This is a genomic window from Streptomyces sp. NPDC001100 (assembly GCF_053598575.1).
Window position 1 is genome coordinate 240,702 of record NZ_JBSFKO010000005.1, and the last position, 19,983, is coordinate 260,684.

19 protein-coding genes are annotated in these 19,983 nt (G+C 70.7%); 11 read left to right on the top strand and 8 right to left on the bottom strand.

The genetic code is table 11. From position 1 onward, the window contains the following. Positions 1–46: 46 nt before the first annotated feature. Positions 47–742: an NAD(P)-dependent oxidoreductase gene (locus ACWDEW_RS09390; protein ID WP_450511115.1), complete on the bottom strand. Its 696-nt coding sequence runs from the start codon at positions 740–742 to the stop codon at positions 47–49. A gap of 99 nt (positions 743–841) precedes the next feature. Between ACWDEW_RS09390 and ACWDEW_RS09395 the strand changes: the two genes are divergently transcribed. The 3 genes from ACWDEW_RS09395 (at position 842) to ACWDEW_RS09405 (ending at position 2,566) form a co-directional block, all read left to right on the top strand. Then, a complete protein-coding gene (locus tag ACWDEW_RS09395; protein WP_450511117.1) occupies positions 842–1,237 on the top strand; it encodes a winged helix-turn-helix transcriptional regulator in 396 nt (131 codons plus the stop codon). Positions 1,238–1,254: 17 nt separating this feature from the next. Next, complete coding sequence (locus ACWDEW_RS09400; RefSeq protein WP_450511118.1) at positions 1,255–1,908, top strand: uridine kinase; 654 nt, start codon at positions 1,255–1,257, stop codon at positions 1,906–1,908. A gap of 229 nt (positions 1,909–2,137) precedes the next feature. After that, positions 2,138–2,566 carry a CBS domain-containing protein gene (locus tag ACWDEW_RS09405; protein WP_450511120.1) on the top strand — a complete coding sequence of 143 codons (429 nt, stop codon included), beginning with the start codon at positions 2,138–2,140 and terminating at the stop codon, positions 2,564–2,566. A 61-nt stretch (positions 2,567–2,627) separates the two neighbouring features. Here the strand turns inward: ACWDEW_RS09405 and ACWDEW_RS09410 are convergent, their stop codons facing one another. Then, positions 2,628–3,755 (bottom strand): magnesium and cobalt transport protein CorA, encoded by a 1,128-nt coding sequence (locus ACWDEW_RS09410; protein ID WP_450511122.1) that lies wholly within the window; start codon positions 3,753–3,755, stop codon positions 2,628–2,630. 260 nt (positions 3,756–4,015) lie between these two features. On the opposite strand from ACWDEW_RS09410, the gene ACWDEW_RS09415 reads away from it, so the two are divergent. Further along, positions 4,016–4,810: a methyltransferase domain-containing protein gene (locus ACWDEW_RS09415; RefSeq protein ID WP_450511124.1), complete on the top strand. Its 795-nt coding sequence runs from the start codon at positions 4,016–4,018 to the stop codon at positions 4,808–4,810. Between the two features lie 78 nt (positions 4,811–4,888). Here ACWDEW_RS09415 and ACWDEW_RS09420 read toward each other — a convergent pair whose 3' ends face one another. The 6 genes from ACWDEW_RS09420 to ACWDEW_RS09445 form a co-directional block, all read right to left on the bottom strand. Then, positions 4,889–5,803 carry a carbohydrate kinase family protein gene (locus ACWDEW_RS09420; RefSeq protein ID WP_450511125.1) on the bottom strand — a complete coding sequence of 305 codons (915 nt, stop codon included), beginning with the start codon at positions 5,801–5,803 and terminating at the stop codon, positions 4,889–4,891. Beyond that, complete coding sequence (locus ACWDEW_RS09425; protein WP_450511126.1) at positions 5,800–6,711, bottom strand: pseudouridine-5'-phosphate glycosidase; 912 nt, start codon at positions 6,709–6,711, stop codon at positions 5,800–5,802. Before ACWDEW_RS09425 ends, ACWDEW_RS09420 begins: the two co-directional genes overlap by 4 nt. A gap of 139 nt (positions 6,712–6,850) precedes the next feature. Then, a complete protein-coding gene (gene fdhA / locus ACWDEW_RS09430) occupies positions 6,851–8,083 on the bottom strand; it encodes a formaldehyde dehydrogenase, glutathione-independent (protein ID WP_450511128.1) in 1,233 nt (410 codons plus the stop codon). Positions 8,084–8,153: 70 nt separating this feature from the next. Beyond that, positions 8,154–9,455 carry an MFS transporter gene (locus ACWDEW_RS09435; RefSeq protein ID WP_450511130.1) on the bottom strand — a complete coding sequence of 434 codons (1,302 nt, stop codon included), beginning with the start codon at positions 9,453–9,455 and terminating at the stop codon, positions 8,154–8,156. 92 nt (positions 9,456–9,547) lie between these two features. Next, positions 9,548–10,102: a methylated-DNA--[protein]-cysteine S-methyltransferase gene (locus tag ACWDEW_RS09440; RefSeq protein ID WP_450511132.1), complete on the bottom strand. Its 555-nt coding sequence runs from the start codon at positions 10,100–10,102 to the stop codon at positions 9,548–9,550. A gap of 45 nt (positions 10,103–10,147) precedes the next feature. Continuing rightward, the gene (locus ACWDEW_RS09445; RefSeq protein WP_450511134.1) at positions 10,148–11,023 is read right to left on the bottom strand and encodes a glycerophosphodiester phosphodiesterase; all 876 of its coding nucleotides are present in this window, start codon (positions 11,021–11,023) and stop codon (positions 10,148–10,150) included. A gap of 279 nt (positions 11,024–11,302) precedes the next feature. Here ACWDEW_RS09445 and ACWDEW_RS09450 point away from each other — a divergent pair, with 279 nt between their 5' ends. The 7 genes from ACWDEW_RS09450 (at position 11,303) to ACWDEW_RS09480 (ending at position 19,980) form a co-directional block, all read left to right on the top strand. Continuing rightward, complete coding sequence (locus ACWDEW_RS09450; RefSeq protein ID WP_450511136.1) at positions 11,303–12,166, top strand: MHYT domain-containing protein; 864 nt, start codon at positions 11,303–11,305, stop codon at positions 12,164–12,166. A 40-nt stretch (positions 12,167–12,206) separates the two neighbouring features. Then, on the top strand, positions 12,207–14,345 hold the full coding sequence (gene uvrB, locus ACWDEW_RS09455) for an excinuclease ABC subunit UvrB (RefSeq protein ID WP_450511137.1): 2,139 nt from the start codon (positions 12,207–12,209) through the stop codon (positions 14,343–14,345). A 158-nt stretch (positions 14,346–14,503) separates the two neighbouring features. Continuing rightward, positions 14,504–15,082, top strand: a complete 579-nt coding sequence (locus tag ACWDEW_RS09460; RefSeq protein ID WP_200710494.1) for a TerD family protein — start codon at positions 14,504–14,506, stop codon at positions 15,080–15,082. Positions 15,083–15,132: 50 nt separating this feature from the next. Next, positions 15,133–17,136: a TerD family protein gene (locus ACWDEW_RS09465; RefSeq protein WP_450511139.1), complete on the top strand. Its 2,004-nt coding sequence runs from the start codon at positions 15,133–15,135 to the stop codon at positions 17,134–17,136. A 234-nt stretch (positions 17,137–17,370) separates the two neighbouring features. Then, complete coding sequence (locus ACWDEW_RS09470) at positions 17,371–18,372, top strand: TerC family protein (RefSeq protein ID WP_450511141.1); 1,002 nt, start codon at positions 17,371–17,373, stop codon at positions 18,370–18,372. A 128-nt stretch (positions 18,373–18,500) separates the two neighbouring features. Continuing rightward, a complete protein-coding gene (locus ACWDEW_RS09475) occupies positions 18,501–18,815 on the top strand; it encodes a hypothetical protein (RefSeq protein WP_450511143.1) in 315 nt (104 codons plus the stop codon). A gap of 61 nt (positions 18,816–18,876) precedes the next feature. Then, entirely contained in the window at positions 18,877–19,980 is a 1,104-nt protein-coding gene (locus ACWDEW_RS09480; protein ID WP_450511145.1) for a calcium:proton antiporter, read from the top strand. Positions 19,981–19,983 lie beyond the last annotated feature (3 nt).

Below are 19,983 nucleotides of genomic sequence, written 5' to 3' on the forward strand. Positions count from 1 at the left end.
TCCTTCCTGGCCTGTCTTCTCCTTCCTGTCCTCTCCTTCCTGTCCTCTACGTCCGCCGCATGTGCGCCTCGCGTGGAACGAACACCGACACACGTGTCCGGTGTCGGCTCGGCGTCCCGATCTCGTCGAGCACCGCCACGGCCAGATCCGCGTACGACAGCCCGGGCGCGCCCTCCGGCATCCGCTCGCCGCCGAACCGGTGGCGCCCGGTGCGCGGGGCGTCCTGTTCGAGCCCACCGCCCGGCGTGAGCATCAGCCAGTCGACCGTGCCCTCGCCCGCCTCGCGCAACCGCCGCAGGCCCGCCGTGTGGGCCAGCGCGAACGGCCGGATCTCCGTCGGAAAGGCCGAGGCGTCGTCCATCACCGGGCGCCCGTCCGCCCCGAGAAGGTCCGCGACCAGCCCGACCGCGACCAGCCGCCGTACCCCCGCCGAGGCCAGCCCCACCAGCAGCGCGTCCGCCGCCTTCACGAAGAAGTCGGGTTCGAGCGAGCCGAACCCCTGCTCGGGCCCGCTGAACGGCGACACCGCGTGCACGGCGCCCACCGCCCCGCCCGCGACCTCCCGTACCGACCCGGCATCGGTCACATCTCCCCGTACGACCGAGACGCCCTCCGTGGCGAGTTCCGCGTACCGCTCCGGATCCCGCACCACGGCCGTCACCCCGTACCCGCGCCCGAGCGCCTCCGCTGTCACCGCCCGTCCCGCCCGGCCCCCGGCCCCGAAGACGACGATCCCGTCCATGCCCAACCTCCTTGCCCGGCAGCGTTTTTCGCCGCCCGACCTGGACGTTAGGGACCGGAGGCCCGGTTACTTCAACGGTATCGGCGCTAGCCTCGACGGATGACCGACGCGACGAACGCCTTGGGGCAGGACCCGCTGGACCCCGCCATGTTCGACCCCGTCTGCCCCTCCTCCGTGATGCCCTTCAGGGTCGGTGACAAGTGGACCGGTATGGTCGTCCGCTGCCTCGAAGGCGGCCCGCGCCGGTTCACCGAACTCCGGGTGCCGCTCAGGGCCGTCACCCCCAAGGTCCTCAGCGAGACCCTGCGTGCCATGCGGCGCGACGGCCTGCTGACCAGGACCGCGTACGACGAGAACCCGCCGCGTGTCGAATACGCCCTCACCCCTCTCGGCCGCAGCCTCATCCCCCTCCTCGACGCGGCCCGCGCCTGGAGCGAGACCCATCTCCCGCACCTGCTGGCCGCCCGCCGGAGCCACTCGCGCGACACCTCCTGACCGGGACCTGACGCATCATGGGCCCTGTGCGACTGGAAGCGATCACCTGGGACCGGCTCGGCGACCTTCTCGCCGAGCGCCTGCTCGACCTCAAGCCGGCCGACGGCAGCCCCTGGCCGCGCATCGCCTTCGACGGCGCCCCGGCGGCCCGCCCGGGCGACCTCGCCGAGCGGGTCGCGGAGGCGCTGCGCATCCGCGGCCGTTCCTCGCTCGTCGTCGGCACGGAGGGCTTCCTGCGCCCCGCCTCCCTGCGCCTGGAGTACGGGCACCAGGACGCCGACACCTATTACGACGGCTGGTTCGACACCCGGGCCCTGTGGCGCGAGGTCTTCGGCCCGCTCGAAGCGGACGGCGACGGCCGCGTCCTGCCCGACCTGTGGGACCCGGCCGCCGACCGCGCCACCCGCAGCCCCTACGTCCAACTCCCGCCCGGTGCCCTTCTGTTGCTGCACGGCCCCCTCCTCCTGCGACACTGGTTCCCCTTCGACCTGACCCTCCATGTCCTCCTCTCGCCGGGCGCGCTGCGCCGCCGTACCCCCGAGACCGAGCACTGGACCCTGCCCGCCTTCGAGCGCTACGAGGACGAGACCGACCCGGCCGGCACGGCGGACGTCCTGGTGCGCGCCGACGATCCACGTCACCCGGCGTGGGGCGGTTTGCCCGAGGGGTGAGGGGCCGGGCGCGGGTGTCCGGCCGCGTCGTTGTCGTTCCGCAGCGGGCCGTCCTGGCGCGGCAGGTCGTGGGATTCCGGGTCCGATCGCCGTCCCGGGGTGTCCGTCCGGGTCCCGGAAGTCGCGACCGTCCGGGTGCGTTCCCCCCGCCGCGCGGCGAGAATGTAGGGCGCCGGGACTAGCGGAACGTTCTGTGCCGCGCCGGCCGTCCGGCACCGGGAGGTACTTCATGACCACCGCCGGAGACATCATGCACCGGGGCGCCCAGTGGATCCCCGCCCATGAAACCCTGGACCGCGCCGCCCAGCTGATGCGCGAACTGGGCGTCGGAGCCCTGCCCATCAGCGACGAGAACGAACGGCTCTGCGGCATCCTCACCGACCGGGACATCGTCGTCGGCTGTGTGGCCATGGGCCACGATCCGGCGAAGGTCACCGCGGGCGAGATGGCCCAGGGCACGCCCCGCTGGATCGACGCCGGCGCCGATGTCGGCGAGGTGCTCCAGGAGATGCAGGGACACCAGATCCGCCGGCTTCCCGTGATCGAGAACAAACGCCTCGTCGGCATGATCAGCGAGGCCGACCTCGCCCAGCATCTGACGGAGGACCAGCTCGCCACCTGGGTCGAGAGCGTCTACGCCCGAAGCGCCATGCGCTGAACCGCCGGACGGTCGTGCTCCGGCGCCTCGGGGGTGCTCGTGTTCCGAGTCGCCGGGCGGTTCAGAGCCAGCCGTTGCGCCGGAAGCCCCGGTACAGCGCCAGACAGGCCACGGATATCACGCCGAGGACCAGGGGATAGCCGAACCGCCAGTGCAGCTCCGGCATGTGGTCGAAGTTCATGCCGTACACACCGCACACCATCGTCGGTACGGCGATCACCGCGGCCCAGGCCGTGATCTTCCGCATGTCCTCGTTCTGCGCGACCGTCACCTGGGCGAGATGCGCCTGCAGAATCGAGTTCAGCAGTTCGTCGAAGGACGCGATCTGCTCCTTCGCCCGCAGCAGGTGGTCGGAGACATCGCGGAAGTAGGCCTGTATCTCCGGTCCGACCACCCGCATCGGCCGCGTGGACAGCGCCTCCAGCGGGCCGCTGAGGGGGACCACCGCCCGCTTCAACTCCAGCAGTTCACGCTTGAGTTGGTAGATACGGCCCGGGTCCGCCCGGGCGCCGTTCTCCGCGAACACGTCCGTCTCCACCTGGTCGATGTCCGCCTGCACGGAGTCCGTGACGCTCAGATAGTCGTCGACCACGTGGTCCGCGATCGCGTGCAGCACCGCGGCCGGCCCCTTGGCGAGCTGCCGGGGGTTCGACTCCAACTCCTCGCGCAGCGGCCCCAGTGAGCCGTGCCGTCCGTGTCGCACGGTGATGACGAACTCGGCGCCGACGAACACCATGATCTCGCCGGTGTCCACGACCTCGCTCGTCGCCGTCAGCTGCTCGTGCTCGACGTAGCAGACCGTCTTGAACACCGCGAACAGCGTCTCGCCGTAGCGCTCCACCTTCGGGCGCTGATGGGCCTCGATCGCGTCCTCGACCGCCAGCGGGTGCAGGTCGAAGAGCTCGGCGATGCCCGCGAACTCCTCGTTCGTCGGCTCGTGCAGACCGAGCCAGACGAACCCGTCGTCCTTCTTCCGCACCCGCTCGACGGCGTCCACCAGATCGCCGCCGACCGGGACCCGGACGCCGTCCTGATACGTGACGCACTTCACCACCGAGGAGCCCAGGGGTGACCGGGCGTGGTGGCTCAGGTCGACCCGCGGGCGCCGTCGCGCCAGGCGCGCCACCTTGCGGAGGCCGCCGACCCTGCCGAGGCCCGTGACCTTCCGAAGATTCCCTGCCATGGACATCCGGATCTCCTTGCGTGGATCCCCTCGCATCGCATTGCTGCGCCTTGGCGTGCCAGTTTGCCAGGCTGACGTGAGCGGCGGGTAAGCCTGTGGGAACGGAATCCTCCGCTTTGTTCCCGGCTGTGGACGAAGCCGTGTGTGCGCCTTGTTCCCCGCTGTGGACGAAGCCCTGCGGGAGCCGGCGCACGGTCGCGGCAAGGGCGTTCCGCACCGGAGCGTCGCCCCCTCCCGAGAAGCGGAGCAACTGGGATGATCGCGGCATGACGCGATCCGACGGGTATCTCCTCGACAACCGGCAGTCCGAGGCGGGGCAGCGCTTCGACGCCTTCGCCACGCTCTTCGACCCCACCACGTTCCGGCACCTGGAGGGGTTCGGCGTCGGACCCGGCTGGCGGGTCTGGGAGGTCGGCGTCGGCGGCACCTCGGTGGTGTCCTGGCTGGCCAAGAAGGTAGGACCGACCGGGAAGGTCCTCGCGACCGACATCGACACCTCCCAGGTCGCCTCGGTGGCCCGCCCGCCGATCGAGGTGCGCGTCCACGACGTGGGCGCCGAGGAACCGCCGGGGGAAGGCTTCGACCTCGTGCACGCCCGACTGGTCCTCGTCCATGTCCCGGACCGGGAACGGGCGTTGCGCTCGATGATCAAGTCCCTGCGCCCCGGTGGCCGCCTCCTGATCGAGGACGCCGACCCGGCCCTCCAGCCACTGCTCTGCCCCGACGAACACGGCCCCGAGCAGCAACTGGCGAACCGTCTCCGCAACGGCTTCCGCACCCTCCTCGCCGACCGCGGCGCCGACCTCTCCTACGGCCGCAAACTCCCGCGGCTGCTCCGCGAGGCGGGCCTGCGCCGGGTGGAGGCCGACGCGTACTTCCCGGTCACCTCACCGGCCTGCGCCGCCCTGGAATCCGCGACGGTCCGTCAGATCCGCGACCAACTCGTCACGGCGGGCCTCGCCACGGACGAGGACATCGACCGCCACCTGGCCAACGTCGCCTCCGGCACGATGGACCTGGCGACGGCGCCGATGATCTCGGCCTGGGGGCGGAAGGGGTAGGCGGGGAGCGGGAGTCGGCGCCGGGTGGGCGTTGCTTGAGACGTGATGCCCGGTCCTTCCTCCAAGGGGCGCTGCCCGTCACCCCCGCCCAGGCGGTCGCCCTCCCACTCGTTGCACCGCTCGCGCCCCCGCTCGACATCCTTCCCGCGCCGCCTCCTCCGGATCGGCGCCCGTCAGCAGCGTGGCGAGGAACGCTCCCGTGAACGCGTCGCCCGCGCCCGTGGTGTCCCGGGGCGTGGCGGGTTCGGCCGGTACGCGCGCGTGGACCGTGCCGGAGTGGGCCAGCAGGGCTCCCTCGGCGCCCTGCTTGGTGACGACCAGGGGGACATGACGGCTCAACTTGGCCGCCGCGTCCGCCGGATCGGGCAATCCGGTGAGCAGACACGCCTCGTCCCGGCTGGGCAGCAGCACGTCCACCCCCTCGACGAGCGCAAGGAAACGGTCCACCCCCAGCTCCACCAGGAACCCCGCCGACGCCGGATCCAGACTCACCGGTACCCCACGCGCGCGTGCCGACTCCACCGCCGCGGCCACGAACGCCCGGCTCGGCCCGGAGAACAGCAGATAGCCCGACAGATGCAGCCGTACGACGCCGTCCAGCAGCGAGTCCGACCAGTCCGCGGGGCCGAGCCGCAGCGCCGCGCCACTGTCGGTCAGGAACGTCCGCTCGGCCGAGGCCCCCGTGTCGACCAGGCAGATCACCGTCCCGGTCGCCGCCTCCGGATCGACGACGAGACGGGGGCGTACCCCGGAGGCGATCAGCTCCCGCTCGTGCCACGCCGCCGCGTCCGCACCCACGCGACCGAGCAGCCGTACGTCCGCACAGCCCCAATGGGCCGCCCAGCACGCCACGTTGGCGCCCGCGCCGCCCGGCACGGTCCGGATCACGGCGGCCGTGTCGGTGCCCGGGGCGAGCGGTCCCCGATGCCGGGCCACGATGTCCGTGATCACGTCCCCGACGACCAGGAGCGCACCGGCCGGCCCGGTCGTCACGCCTCCTCGGCCCAGGCCGCCGCGATCCGCCCCGCCAGCCGTACGTTGCCGCGCACCGCCGCCAGGTTGGCGCTCAGCGAGGCACCGTCGGTGTGCTCCACGAGGTAGCCCAGCAGGAACGGCGTGACGGCCTGCCCGGTGATGCCCTCCGCCTCGCACGCGTGCAGCGCGTCGGCGAGCACGCGCGCGTGCAGCGCGGGATCCAACTGCTCGTCCTCGGGTACGGGGTTGGCGACGATCAGCGTCGACTCCGGGGCGTCGAGCGCGTCCTGTGCCCGCATCACGGCCGCCACCTGCTGCGGGGTCTCCAGCGTCCAGTCCACCGGGTGTCCGGAGTCGGAGAGGTAGAAGCCGGGGAAGCGGTCCGTGCCGTATCCGGCGACCGCCACGCCCAGCGTCTCCAGGCGCTGCAAGGTCGCCGGCACGTCCAGGATCGACTTCACGCCCGCGCACACCACCGTGATCCGGGTGGACGCCAGCAGCCCCAGGTCGGCGGACTCGTCCTGCGTCACCGTCCACTCCCGGTGCACCCCGCCCAGGCCCCCGGTCGCGAACACGCGGACACCCGCCCGTGCCGCCAGCAGCGCCGTCGCCGACACAGTGGTCGCCCCGCTCGCTCCCGCCGCCACCGCGAGCGGCAGGTCGCGGTGGCCGAGCTTGCGGATCCCGTCCTCGTTGGCGACCCGCTCCAACTGCTCCTTGTCCAGGCCGACATGGGGCCGCCCGTCGAGTACGGCGATCGTCGCGGGGACTGCGCCCTCCTGCCGTACCGCCGCCTCCAGCTCCAGCGCCACCTGCAGATTGCGCGGGCGCGGCAACCCGTGCGCGATGATTGTCGACTCCAGGGCCACCACGGGTCGACGCGCGTCGATCGCCTCACGTACTTCCTCGGACACCACCAGCACCACGCGCCTCCTGTCGTTCGGTCTTCCCTCATCCCTGGCGGGCTCGGCCCCCGGTCAAACCCACGCGGGCTGTGGGAGACATCATCACCGTCCGACATGGAAAACGGGGGCCACGCGTGCGTGGCCCCCGCCTTCCCGTGCGTCAGACCGGGCTGACGCCCGCCAGCGCCCCGTGCGGATCGAGCACGTACTTGCGGCTGGCGCCCTGGTCGAACTCGGCGTAGCCGCGCGGTGCGTCCTCCAGCGCGATCGGGGTCGCGTTGACGGCCTTCGCGATGTGCACGCGCCCGTGCAGGATCGCCATCATCAGATTCCGGTGGTACGTCATCACCGGGCACTGACCGGTCGTGAACCGGTGGCTCTTGGCCCAGCCGAGGCCGAGCCGCACCTTCAGGGTGCCGCTCCTCGCGTCCTCGTCGACGCCGCCGGGGTCATCGGTGACGTACAGCCCGGGGATGCCCAGGGCACCGCCCGCGCGCGTGACGCCCATCAGCGAGTTGAGGACGGTCGCCGGTGCCTCCGGGGCGTTCGGGCCGTGGGCCCGTGCCTCGAAGCCGACCGCGTCGACCGCCGCGTCCACCTCGGGCTCGCCGAGGATCTCGGCGATCTGCTCCCCGATGTCGCCGCGCGAGACGTCGACGGTCTCGCAGCCGAAACTCCTTGCCTGAGCCAGGCGTTCGGCGTTGAGGTCGCCGACGATGACGACCGCGGCGCCCAGCAGCTGCGCCGACGCTGCCGCCGCCAGACCGACCGGACCCGCCCCGGCGACGTACACCGTGGACCCGACCCCGGCGCCCGCGGTGACCGCGCCGTGGAAACCGGTCGGGAAGATGTCCGAGAGCATGGTCAGATCGAGCAGCTTCGCGCGTGCCTCGTCCCGGTCCGGGAACTTCAGCAGGTTGAAGTCCGCGTACGGGACCATGGCGTACTCGGCCTGACCGCCGACCCAGCCGCCCATGTCGACATAGCCGTAGGCCGCCCCCGGTCGGGCCGGGTTGACGTTCAGGCAGATGCCGGTCTTGCGCTCCTTGCAGTTGCGGCACCGCCCGCAGGCGATGTTGAACGGTACGGAGACGATGTCGCCCACGTCGACGAACTCGACGTCCGGACCCCGTTCGACGACCTCTCCGGTGATCTCGTGTCCGAGGACCAGCCCCTCGGGCGCGGTCGTCCGACCGCGCACCATGTGCTGGTCGCTGCCACAGATGTTGCTGGCGAGCACCTTCAGGATCACCCCGTGCCGGACCTTGCGGCCGACGTTGGCGGGGGCGACTCCCGGCCCGTCCTGCAGTTCAAGCGTCGGGTGGTCGATGGTCCTGACTTCGACCGCTCCCGGCTTGAGATACGCGACTGCCCTGTTTCCGCTTCCACTCATGCGTGATCGCCGTCCCTTCGGCTCCGATCCCCCGGATGCCAGTGGCTGTGCGCGCGCATGGCGGAGTCTGCTACCGGCTCGGCGTCCCGGCCACCCTCCGCGGGCCATCGGAAACCGGGGTTTTCCGGGAACGGGTGAACAGCGCCAGCGTGGCCAGGGGTATCAGCAGGCAGGCGGCGGCGAGGTTCAGCCAGCCGTAGCTCGCCTCCGCGACGACCAGGCCGGCCACCGCCCCGCCGATGCCCGCCGAGGTGTTCATGGTGAGGTCGGACAGGCCCTGTGCGGCGGCCCGCGCGGGCTGCGGGACCGAGTCGGTGAGCAGCGCCGAGCCGGAGACGAGCCCCGCCGACCAGCCCAGGCCCAGCACGAACAGCCCCAGTGCGATCCGCCCGTGACTCCCGCCCGCCGTACCGGCGAGGAACGCGGCACAGGCCAGCAGCCCCACCGCGAGCCCTATCCCCGACAGCCGCCCCACCCGGTCGGACAGCCTCCCCATCAACGGCGAGAATGCGTACATCCCCGCGATGTGCCCGCTGATCACCAGCCCGACCAGATCGATGCTCGCCCCGTGACGGCCCAGCTCGACCGGGGTCATCGCCATCACCGACACCATCGCCGTGTGCACCACGGCCACCGTCACCAGCGCGAGCCGGGCCCGCGGCGAGGCGGCCACCGTGGCGAACCCCGCCCGCAGCGACCGCGCGGCCGGCGACCGGTCCTCGTCCGGCGCGAGCGCCCGGGCCGTCAGCAACGGATCGGGCCGCAGCAGTACGGCGACCACGACCGCGGCGACGAGGAAGATCCCGCCCGCCCACAGGAAGGGGCCCGCCGCCTCGGGTATCCCGAGCCCCGCGACGCTACGGCCCGCGGGCGCGGCGATGTTGGGTCCGAGGACCGCCCCTATGGTCGTCGCCCACACGACACGGGAGATGGACCGGGCCCGCTGCTCCGGCTCGGCCAGGTCGGCGGCGGCGAACCGGGACTGCAGATTCGCCGACGACGCCGCCCCGAAGCAGGCCATGCCGCCCAGCAGCAGCGGAAAGCTCCCGATGGTCGCCGCGAGCACCACGACACCGGCTCCCAGCGCCCCGACCAGATAGCCGAGGACCAGACCGGGACGCCGGCCGCGCGCCGTCATCAGCGCCGCGAGCGGCATCGACAGCAGCGCGGTGCCCGTGACGGTCGCCGTGGGCGCCAGTCCGGACAGCGACTCGGTCCCGCTGATCTGCTTGGCCAGTACGGCGGCCAGGGCGATCCCGGTGGCGACACCGAGTCCGCCCAGGATCTGGGTCGTGATGAGCACGCCGGAGGTCCGGCGTCGCAGTGCGGGCAGCCCTTCGGCCGTGACGGCCCGCTCCTCCAGGGCGGTCACGGCGCGCACCCGGTACCGCCGTGGCCGCACGCGCAGGTGCAACCGGTCTTCCCCAGCACGGTCTCTCCCCCCGTAGTCCTCTGCCCGAGCCCTCAGAACAACGGCTCCGGCAGCACCCCCTCCAGCGCCAGCAGCTTCCTCTTCGTCTCCAGGCCGCCCCCGAACCCGCCGATGCCGCCGTCGCTCTCCACGACCCGATGGCACGGCACCACGACCGGCAGCGGATTGGAACCCATCGCCACCCCCACCGCCTGGGCCGCGCGCGGCTGACCCACCCGCCCGGCCAGATCGCCGTACCCGACGACCGAGCCGTACGGCACACCGGACGCCAGCTCGCGCAGCACCTGCCGGTTGAAGCCGGAGATCAGGGACCAGTCGAGCGGCAGGTCGAAGTCGCGTTGCGTTCCGGCGAAGTAGGCCTCGAACTGACGTATCGCCTCGGCCAGCAAGGGGGAGTCGGGCGCCTCGACCGGTTCGGTGCCCAGCCGGGACGCCAGCCGGTCGAGTGTCCTGTCGCGCACCGCGTCCGTGGCGTGGAACACGACGTTGACCAGGCCGTCCTGTGTCGCGGCCAGCAGCAGCGGACCGATGTCGGTGCCGACGACGGTCCACACGACCCGCTGCTCGTTCTGCCCATGGCTGTCCATGCGCCCACCGTACGGCCCGGCACTGACAACGCCCCGCGAGCTGTCTCAGAACCCGCTCAGCGCGGACCGCACCACATCCGGTTTGTTGGTGATGATCCCGTCCACGCCGTACCCGGCGACCTTCCACGCCGTGGGCGCGTCGTCGACGGTCCAGGCGTACACCTCCATCGGAGTGCCGTGCGGGCCGGTGAACCCGTGCACGGCGGAGACGTAGCTCGTGGAGATCGAGCCGTACGACGGGTTGATCAGGTCGGTGAAGGCGGCGTACTCGTGCAGGGCCGAGACGGAAGGCGTGCCGAGGAAACCGGTCCTGATGCCCGGGGCGAGGTCGTGCACGATCCGGATGCTGTCCGCGCTGAAGCTCTGCACGATCAGTCGGCTGTCGAGGTGGGACTGGTCCACCCACCCTTCGTTGCCCAGGACCTTGAGGGTCTGCTGCTCGATGCCCGGGTACAGCTCCGGGTTCTTGATCTCCAGGAGCAGGCTCTGGTGGTTGTGCTCCACCTCGCGCATGTACTGCGTGAGCGTGGGTACGCGTGTGCCGGTGTACGCGGGGCCGAACCAGCTGCCCGCGTCGAGGCGGGCGATCTCGGCGGCGGTGAAGTCCTTCACCTTCCAGGGGGCCCGGTCGGGGAACACCGTCGCGACGTCGGTGGTGCGCTTCAGGCTGTCGTCGTGGATGACGACGAGTTCGCCGTCCTTGGTGCGCTGGACGTCGTTCTCCACCCACTGGAAACCGAGCCGGGCCGCCTTGTCGATGGAGGCCAGGGTGTTCTCGGGGGCGTAGGCGGACGCGCCGCGATGGGCGACCACGGTGGGCCACTGGGCGGCGTCACCGGCACTGGCCCGGGGGGAGGGGAGCAGGAGCGCGGCGGCCCCCAGGAGCGCGGTGGTCGAGGCGGCAACTGCGCGCAGGTGCATGCGTACTCCTCGCGTCGAGCGATCACATACGGCTCAAGAATGACAGCGGAACGTCACTACCTGTGGGGTACAGGATGGACACAGAATGAATGGAGTTGCCCAAGTCCGCTCACCGGTGCCGCACAAGTGGGGCAGGGCCGTGTTTCTTTGCCGGAAAATCGTTCGACCATTCCGGTGGGGGTCATACTCTCTGCGTCGACCCTGACCGTTCCTGCGGTCCTGGGGCTGGGCGGGTTTCAGGAATTTGCGGGACGGAACAGGGCAGAAGGGTTACTGCGTATGGAGGGCACGGTCGACGGTTTCAGCTACGGACTCGTCACGCCGCTGGTGGCCTACCTCATGGCCTGCCTCGGCGGTGCGCTCGGCCTGCGCTGCACCACCAGATCGATGCTCGTGGCCCAGTCCTGGAGGCCCGGCTGGCTCGCCCTGGGATCGGCGGCGATCGGTTCCGGCATATGGACGATGCACTTCGTCGCGATGATGGGTTTCTCGGTCCGCCAGACACCGGTCCACTACGACAAGCCGATGACCTTCGCGAGCCTCGCCGTCGCCATCGTCATGGTGGGTGTCGGGATCTTCATCGTCGGCTACCGGGGAGCCAGGGGGACGGCCCTGTTCACCGGCGGCACCCTCACCGGCCTGGGCATCGCCTCGATGCACTACCTGGGCATGGCCGGCATGCGCTTCAACGGAAAGCTCGAATACAACACCTTCACCGTCACGGCCTCCGTCGTCATAGCGGTCGTCGCCGCGATCAGCGCCCTGTGGGCGGCCGGACAGATCCGCGGATTCCTGTGGAGCGTGGGCGCGAGCCTCATCATGGGGCTCGCCGTCACCGGCATGCACTACACCGGGATGGCCGCACTCACCGTCCACGTCCACGGCACGGCCGCGACCACCGACGGGGTCTCCGCCGCGTCACTGCTCGCGCCCATGATGATCGGCCCCCTCGCCTTCCTCCTCCTGGCCGGTGTCGTCGTGATGTTCGACCCGCTGATGGTCATGGGGAAGCCCGCCGGGCTCGCCGTCGAGCACAAGCCCGGCGTCCCGGCCGGCGCCGTCGTCCCGCACCCCCGGCGCACCCCGGTCCGCGCCGACCGCGACTTCGGACACCGCCGCTCCCGCACCCCGCAGAACCGCTGATCCGACCCCGTTGTCAGTGGGGGGTCGTACGGTTGGTTCCATGCGGCCCGTTTCCCACATCGAACGCACGGTGGCGCCTTTCGAGGTCGTCAGTTCCTACCAGCCCAGCGGCGACCAGCCGGCGGCCATCGCCGAGCTGGCCCGGCGCGTCGAGGCAGGTGAGAAGGACGTCGTCCTGCTCGGCGCGACCGGCACCGGCAAGTCCGCCACCACCGCGTGGATGATCGAGAAGCTCCAGCGCCCCACCCTCGTGATGGCGCCGAACAAGACCCTGGCCGCCCAGCTGGCCAACGAGTTCCGCGAACTGCTGCCGAACAACGCGGTCGAGTACTTCGTCTCGTACTACGACTACTACCAGCCCGAGGCCTACGTCCCGCAGTCGGACACCTACATCGAGAAGGACTCCTCGGTCAACGAGGAGGTCGAGCGCCTGCGCCACTCCGCGACCAACTCGCTGCTCACCCGCCGCGACGTCATCGTGGTCGCCTCGGTCTCCTGCATCTACGGCCTCGGTACTCCACAGGAGTACGTGGACCGCATGGTCCCCCTCAAGGTCGGCGACGAGATCGACCGCGACCAGCTGCTGCGCCGCTTCGTGGACATTCAGTACACGCGCAACGACCTGGCGTTCACCCGGGGCACCTTCCGCGTCCGCGGCGACACCATCGAGATCTTCCCGGTCTACGAGGAACTGGCCGTCCGCATCGAGATGTTCGGCGACGAGATCGAGGCCCTCTCCACCCTCCACCCGCTCACCGGCGAGATCATCAGCGAGGACGAGCACCTCTACGTGTTCCCGGCCTCCCACTACATCGCCGGCCCCGAGCGCATGGAGCGGGCCGTCAACGACATCGAGAAGGAACTCGGCGAGCGGCTGGCCGAGATGGAGAAGCAGGGCAAGCTCCTGGAGGCCCAGCGCCTGCGGATGAGGACCACGTACGACCTGGAGATGCTCCGCCAGATCGGCTCCTGCTCCGGCGTCGAGAACTACTCGATGCACTTCGACGGCCGTGAGCCCGGCTCCCCGCCGAACACCCTGATCGACTACTTCCCCGAGGACTTCCTCCTCGTCATCGACGAGTCGCACAACACGGTCCCGCAGATCGGCGCGATGTACGAGGGCGACGCCTCCCGCAAGCGCACCCTCGTCGACCACGGCTTCCGGCTGCCCTCCGCCCTGGACAACCGCCCCCTGAAGTGGGAGGAGTTCCAGAAGCGCATCGGACAGACGGTCTACCTGTCGGCGACCCCCGGCAAGTACGAACTCTCGCGCGCGGACGGCACCGTCGAGCAGATCATCCGTCCCACCGGTCTCATCGACCCCGAGGTCGTCGTCAAGCCCACCGAGGGCCAGATCGACGACCTGGTGCACGAGATCCGCAAGCGCACCGAGAAGGACGAGCGCGTCCTGGTCACCACCCTCACCAAGAAGATGGCCGAAGACCTCACCGACTACTTCCTCGAACTCGGCATCCAGGTCCGCTACCTGCACAGCGACGTCGACACCCTGCGCCGCATCGAGCTGCTGCGCGAGCTGCGCTCCGGCGAGTTCGACGTCCTGGTCGGCATCAACCTCCTCCGCGAGGGCCTCGACCTGCCCGAGGTGTCCCTGGTCGCCATCCTGGACGCCGACAAGGAGGGCTTCCTGCGCTCCGGCACCTCCCTGATCCAGACCATCGGCCGCGCGGCGCGCAACGTCTCCGGGCAGGTCCACATGTACGCCGACAAGATCACCCCGGCGATGGAGAAGGCCATCGAGGAGACCAACCGCCGCCGGGAGAAGCAGGTCGCGTACAACACGGCGCACGGCATCGACCCCCAGCCGCTCCGCAAGAAAATCAACGACATCGTCGCGCAGATCGCCCGCGAGGACGTCGACACGGAGCAGCTGCTCGGCTCCGGTTACCGCAAGGCGGCCAAGGACGGCAAGGGCGCCAAGGCCCCCGTGCCCGCGCTCGGCGGCAAGGCTGCGAAGGCGTCCAAGTCGGCCAAGGGGAAGGCCAACGGGGCGCCGACCGACCGTCCCGCGGCCGAACTCGCCGAGCAGATCGAGGAGATGACCGCGCGCATGCGCGCCGCCGCCGCGGACCTCCAGTTCGAGGTCGCCGCCCGGCTGCGCGACGAGGTGCACGAGATGAAGAAGGAACTGCGGCAGATGAAGGAGGGCGGCCTGGCCTGATCGCCCGGGTGGACCGCCGGACCTCGGGATATGCGCTCTGTGTTGCAAGACCGACACAAAGTCCGATGCGGGGTTCGGCACTGTCAGTGCCGCTGCGTAGGGTTCTGGGCAGCCGCGGATTCCGCGGCAACAGGGGACAGTTCGAGAGGGGAACAGCCGTGACCGTCAACATGACCAAGGGTCAGGCCATCAGTCTTGAGAAGAACGACGGGACCGGCCTGACCGCGGTGCGCATGGGGCTCGGCTGGCAGGCGGCTCCCCGGCGCGGTCTGTTCGGCTCACGCACCCGGGAGATCGACCTCGACGCGTCCGCCGTGCTGTTCGCCGACAAGCAGCCGGTCGACGTGGTGTTCTTCCGCCACCTGGTGAGCGACGACGGCTCCGTGCGCCACACCGGCGACAACCTCGTCGGCGGTGTCGGCCAGGGCGGCGACGACGAGGCCATCCTCGTCGACCTCGCGCGCGTGCCGGTCCACATCGACCAGATCGTCTTCACCGTGAACTCCTTCACGGGCCAGACCTTCCAGGAGGTGCAGAACGCGTTCTGCCGCCTGGTCGACGAGACCAACGGCCAGGAACTGGCCCGCTACACGCTGGCGGGCGGCGGCCAGTACACGGCCCAGATCATGGCGAAGGTGCACCGCTCCGGCTCCGGCTGGACCCTGACGGCCCTCGGCACACCGACCAACGGCCGCACCTTCCAGGACCTGATGCCGGCGATCCTGCCGCACCTTTAGGGCGGCCCGGCGCACACCACACGACACGGCTGAGCAGGGGGACGAGAGCGATGGCGGCCGAGCTGGTGCGAGGGCAGAACCACCCGCTCTCCCAGATGCGTCTGGAGATCCGGGTCGCGGCCGGCAAGCCGGTCGTGGCCGCCGCCACGCTCGGCGACGAGCGCGGCAGGATCCACGGCGTGGAGTGGGTGGCCCACCCGGGCACGCCCACCCTGCCCGGTCTGGAGGTCTCCAAGCAGGCCGCCGCCGATCACCGTCTCGCGGTGGACCTCGGTGCCATGCCGGAGGCCGTGCACCGCGTCAGCGTGCTGCTCGCGCTGCCCCTCGGTGCCGACGGCCCCACCCGTTTCGGGGCCGTCGCCGCACCGTTCGTGGCGGTCACCGGCCTCGACGGCACCGAGGTCGCCAGCTACACGATCACCGGCCTGGACGCCGAATCGGCCGTCGTGGCCCTGGAGTTGTACCGCAGACAGGGCGCATGGAAAGTACGCGCCGTCGGCCAGGGCTACGCGGGCGGCCTTGCCGAACTCCTCACCGACCAGGGCCTGCCCCAGGCCGCCCACCTCGCGGGCGGCATCAACGAAGCGGTGGCCCGGGGCCTGGCCCGCTCCGTGGCAACGCCCCCGCCCCGCACCGCGGACGGCGACCGTACCCGCCAGACGGCCACACCGGGCAGCGGCCCGGACGGGAGCGGCCCTACGGCACCGGGTGTTCCCGGTGCCGTGGCACCGCAGCCGTCGACCTCTCCGTACGCTGCGCAAGGTGCTGTGGCGCCGCCGTCCGGATACCCTGCGGACCCGGCCGCCGCCCAGCCCGCCGCGCCCGCCACCGGCGGCCCGATCGACTACAGCCACCCGCGTCGGGGGACCGGGGCGCCCCCGTCGCCCGCGCCGACCGTGCCGCCGGCTCCGCCCGGACAGGCCGCGCAGCCCGTTGCCGGAGACGCTACCGGGTGGTCGATGGAGGAGCGGCTCTACAACCAGGTGTGGGGCATGTTCGAGGACCTGGCCCGCACCATGGCCGCGTACCGCAGCGCGGTCGACTTCGCCGACTCGCGCATGGAGAAGGAACTCGACCAGGCACTGTCCGACCCGCGCAGCCGGATCGGCGGCCAGGGCGACGCGGCCCGTGAGGTGGCCCAGGCCAAGCACGCCCAACTCGTCGACCAGGCACGGGCGGCCCTGGACCGGGACCTCGCCCAGCTGGCCGCCGAGTCCGACGTGGTGGAACCCGCGCTCCCGCTCGCGTTCGCCGGCTGGGACAACCCGGTCTGGCACGGCTACCGCGTCCCGATGGAGATCCCCATGGCCCTGCGCCTGGGCGACCTCCACCTTCCGGAGAGCCCCGACCTGCGCATTCCGATGCTGGTCCGGCTGCCGTTGGAGCGCGGTCTGTGGATCGACAGCGGTGGCGGGGAGTCCTACGACGGCTCGTTCGCCGACTCCCACGAGCTGCGGCGCCTCGCGCTCGACACGGCTGTGGCACACGCGGCCCGGCTGCTGGCCGTCTATCCGGTGGGCGAGTTCGCGGTGCACGTCATCGACCCGGCCGGTTCGGCGGCGCAGGCGCTGGTCCCGCTGGTGCACACGGGCGTGCTCGCGGCGCCGCCCGCCGTGGGAGCCGCCGGGGTCGCGGACGTGCTGGCCCGGCTCACCCAGCGGGTGGATCTGGTGCAGATGGCGGTGCGCGGCGGAGCCGCCGACTCGCTGCCGCCCGGCCTCGACACGGCCGAACAGCTGCTGATCGTCAACGACTTCCCGCACGGTTTCGACGACCGTGCAGTGACCCAGCTGCGCTATCTCGCGGACGAGGGCCCGGCCGTCGGCGTCCATCTGATGATGGTCGCGGACCGCGAGGACGCGGCGGGCTACGGCCCGTTGCTCGACCCGCTCTGGCGTTCGCTGATGCGACTCACCCCGCTGCCCGACGACCATCTCGCCGACCCGTGGGTGGGTCATGCCTGGACGTACGAGCCCTCGCTCGTGCCGCCCGGCAGCCAGGTGCTCCAGCGGGTGCTGACCGAGGTCGCGACAGCGCGCACCAAGTACAGGTAAAGAGCCCTCACCTGCTGCTTTGTCTTTCTTTTGTCCATCCCTTTACCTTTCCTTGGTGATTGGGGTAAGCTTTTCCGTACGGAGGGGAGTACTCCCTATCTGCTGCGGCGTACCCGTCAATACGGATCAGGCCAGATCCCGGGGCGTCGGCCCTGGACGCCCGTCCAAGGTGGAAGAGACCTCCGGTAGCGACGACGCTGACCATTTGCCGTTAATACCGCCGGAGGAGCAGTAGTGGATGTTTCCGTGACCCTGTGGGTCCTGACCATCGTGGGGCTGGCCGCCCTCATCGCCGTCGACTTCTTCATCGGCCGCAAGCCGCATGACGTGTCGATCAAGGAAGCCGGGATCTGGACGATCGTCTGGATCGCCCTCGCCGGACTCTTCGGACTCGGCCTGCTCATCTTCGGAGGCGGCCAGGCCGGCGGCGAGTTCTTCGCCGGATTCATCACCGAGAAGTCGCTGAGCGTCGACAACCTCTTCGTCTTCGTCCTGATCATGGCGAAGTTCGCCGTGCCCTCGCAGTACCAGCAGCGGGTGCTGCTCGTCGGCGTCCTCATAGCCCTGGTCCTGCGCGCCGTCTTCATCGCGGCGGGCGCGGCCGTCCTCGCCAACTTCGCCTGGGTCTTCTACATCTTCGGCGCCTTCCTCATCTGGACCGCCTGGAAGCTCATCCAGGAGGCCCGGGCCGACGACGAGGACGAGGAGTTCGAGGAGAACAAGCTGCTCAAGGCCGCCGAGCGCCGCTTCGGCGTGGCCGACCGGTACCACGGCACCAAGCTGTGGATCCAGGAGAACGGCAAGCGGGTCATGACCCCGATGCTGGTCGTGATGCTCGCCATCGGTACGACGGACGTGCTGTTCGCGCTCGACTCCATCCCGGCGATCTTCGGCCTGACGCAGGATCCGTACATCGTGTTCACGGCCAACGCGTTCGCCCTGATGGGTCTGCGCCAGCTGTACTTCCTCATCGGCGGCCTGCTGAAGAAGCTGGTCCACCTCAGCTACGGCCTGTCGGTCATCCTCGGCTTCATCGGCGTCAAGCTGGTGCTGCACGCGCTGCACGAGTCCGGGGTCCATGTCCCGGAGATCTCCATCCCGGTCTCCCTCGGCGTGATCTGCGGTGTCCTGATCATCACCACGATCACCAGCCTGATGGCCAACAAGAAGCAGGCGGCGGCCGAGGCGGCGCAGACGGGGACCGAAGGCGCTCCGAAGGACAGCATCGACGCCTGACCGCGCCGGACGTAGGAACAACGATCACCGGGAGCACCGCACGATGAATTGCCGACCACCGCTCCCGGTGCTTCGTTGGATACCGAGCGCCCCCGCCCCGGGGGTGGCACGGCCGGGTGGAGGCATTCATGGACGCATCGAAGAAGTTCGTGCAGATCGTCGACTTCGAGACCGACCGCTTCGACGAGATGCGAGCGGTGGCGGAGGAGGCGGACAAGCGCTTCGCGGGCCGGCCCGGCGGACCCACGCACCGGCTCGTCCTGCGGGACCGGAGCAATCCCGCCCATGTCCTCGTGGTGGTCGAGTTCGACTCGTACGAGGACGCCATGCGCAACAGCCAGGACCCCGAGACCGGCAAGATGGCCGAGCAGATGGCCGCGCTGTGTACCAGGCCGCCGTCCTTCACCGACTGCGACGTACTGGACATGACCGAGTTCAAGTAGCGCGCGACGGGCTCCGCGACGCCGGAGTGCGGGGCCCGTACGCCTCTGCGAGGATCTCTTCATGATCACTCGGCTCAGGTCGCTCACCACCCGGTGGACGACCTTCGTACCGGTGCTCGCAGCCGTCCTGCTGATCTTCACCTGGGGGCGCAAGGACCTGCCCGGCGTGGTCGTCGCCCTGGTGACCCTGGTCCTCGCCGGGGCCGTCCTGGCCGCGGTGCATCACGCCGAGGTCATCGCCCACCGCGTCGGCGAACCCTTCGGCTCCCTCGTCCTCGCAGTCGCCGTCACGATCATCGAGGTCGCCCTGATCGTCACCCTGATGGCCGACGGCGGTGACAAGAGCTCGACCCTCGCCAGAGACACCGTCTTCGCGGCCGTCATGATCACCTGCAACGGCATCGTCGGCCTGTGCCTGATCGTCGCCTCGCTGCGCCACGGCACCGCGGTCTTCAACCCCGAGGGCACGGGTGCCGCCCTCGCCACCGTGGCGACCCTGGCCACGCTCAGCCTGGTCCTGCCGACCTTCACCACCAGCAAGCCGGGCCCGGAGTTCTCCGGCGCCCAGCTCACCTTCGCCGCACTGTCCTCACTGGCCCTGTACGGCCTCTTCGTGGCCACGCAGACCGTGCGGCACCGCGACTACTTCCTGCCGGTCTCCCGGCAGGGTGCGGTGATCACCAAGGACCACCACGCGGACGCGCCGACCGCCCGCACCGCCCTGACCAGCCTGGGCCTGCTCGGCCTCGCCCTGATCGGAGTCGTAGGACTGGCCAAGGGCGTGTCGCCGACCATCGAGTCCGGCGTCGAGGCGGCCGGCCTGCACCACGCCGTCGTCGGCGTGATCATCGCGCTGCTCGTCCTGCTCCCGGAGACCATCGCCGCCCTGCGCTCCGCCCGCCGCGACCGGGTACAGACCAGCCTCAACCTGGCGCTCGGCTCGGCCATGGCCAGCATCGGCCTCACCATCCCCGCCGTCGCCCTGGCGTCCATCTGGCTCTCCGGACCACTCGTCCTCGGCCTCGGCTCCACGCATATGGTGCTGCTCGCCCTGACGGTCGTGGTCAGCTCGCTGACGGTGGTGCCCGGACGGGCGACACCGCTCCAGGGCGGCGTCCATCTGGTGCTGTTCGCGGCGTACTTGGAGCTGGCGATCAACCCGTAGCCG

Bases quoted from the DNA above. Each gene is read 5' to 3' on its own strand.
- ACWDEW_RS09440 (WP_450511132.1), bottom strand. From the start codon at position 10,102: ATGGACAGCCATGGGCAGAACGAGCAGCGGGTCGTGTGGACCGTCGTC.
- ACWDEW_RS09475 (WP_450511143.1), top strand. From the start codon at position 18,501: ATGGACGCATCGAAGAAGTTCGTGCAGATCGTCGACTTCGAGACCGAC.
- ACWDEW_RS09450 (WP_450511136.1), top strand. From the start codon at position 11,303: ATGGAGGGCACGGTCGACGGTTTCAGCTACGGACTCGTCACGCCGCTG.
- uvrB (WP_450511137.1), top strand. From the start codon at position 12,207: ATGCGGCCCGTTTCCCACATCGAACGCACGGTGGCGCCTTTCGAGGTC.
- ACWDEW_RS09465 (WP_450511139.1), top strand. From the start codon at position 15,133: ATGGCGGCCGAGCTGGTGCGAGGGCAGAACCACCCGCTCTCCCAGATG.
- ACWDEW_RS09445 (WP_450511134.1), bottom strand. From the start codon at position 11,023: ATGCACCTGCGCGCAGTTGCCGCCTCGACCACCGCGCTCCTGGGGGCC.
- ACWDEW_RS09415 (WP_450511124.1), top strand. From the start codon at position 4,016: ATGACGCGATCCGACGGGTATCTCCTCGACAACCGGCAGTCCGAGGCG.
- ACWDEW_RS09410 (WP_450511122.1), bottom strand. From the start codon at position 3,755: ATGTCCATGGCAGGGAATCTTCGGAAGGTCACGGGCCTCGGCAGGGTC.
- ACWDEW_RS09480 (WP_450511145.1), top strand. From the start codon at position 18,877: ATGATCACTCGGCTCAGGTCGCTCACCACCCGGTGGACGACCTTCGTA.
- ACWDEW_RS09395 (WP_450511117.1), top strand. From the start codon at position 842: ATGACCGACGCGACGAACGCCTTGGGGCAGGACCCGCTGGACCCCGCC.
- fdhA (WP_450511128.1), bottom strand. From the start codon at position 8,083: ATGAGTGGAAGCGGAAACAGGGCAGTCGCGTATCTCAAGCCGGGAGCG.
- ACWDEW_RS09390 (WP_450511115.1), bottom strand. From the start codon at position 742: ATGGACGGGATCGTCGTCTTCGGGGCCGGGGGCCGGGCGGGACGGGCG.
- ACWDEW_RS09405 (WP_450511120.1), top strand. From the start codon at position 2,138: ATGACCACCGCCGGAGACATCATGCACCGGGGCGCCCAGTGGATCCCC.
- ACWDEW_RS09400 (WP_450511118.1), top strand. From the start codon at position 1,255: ATGGGCCCTGTGCGACTGGAAGCGATCACCTGGGACCGGCTCGGCGAC.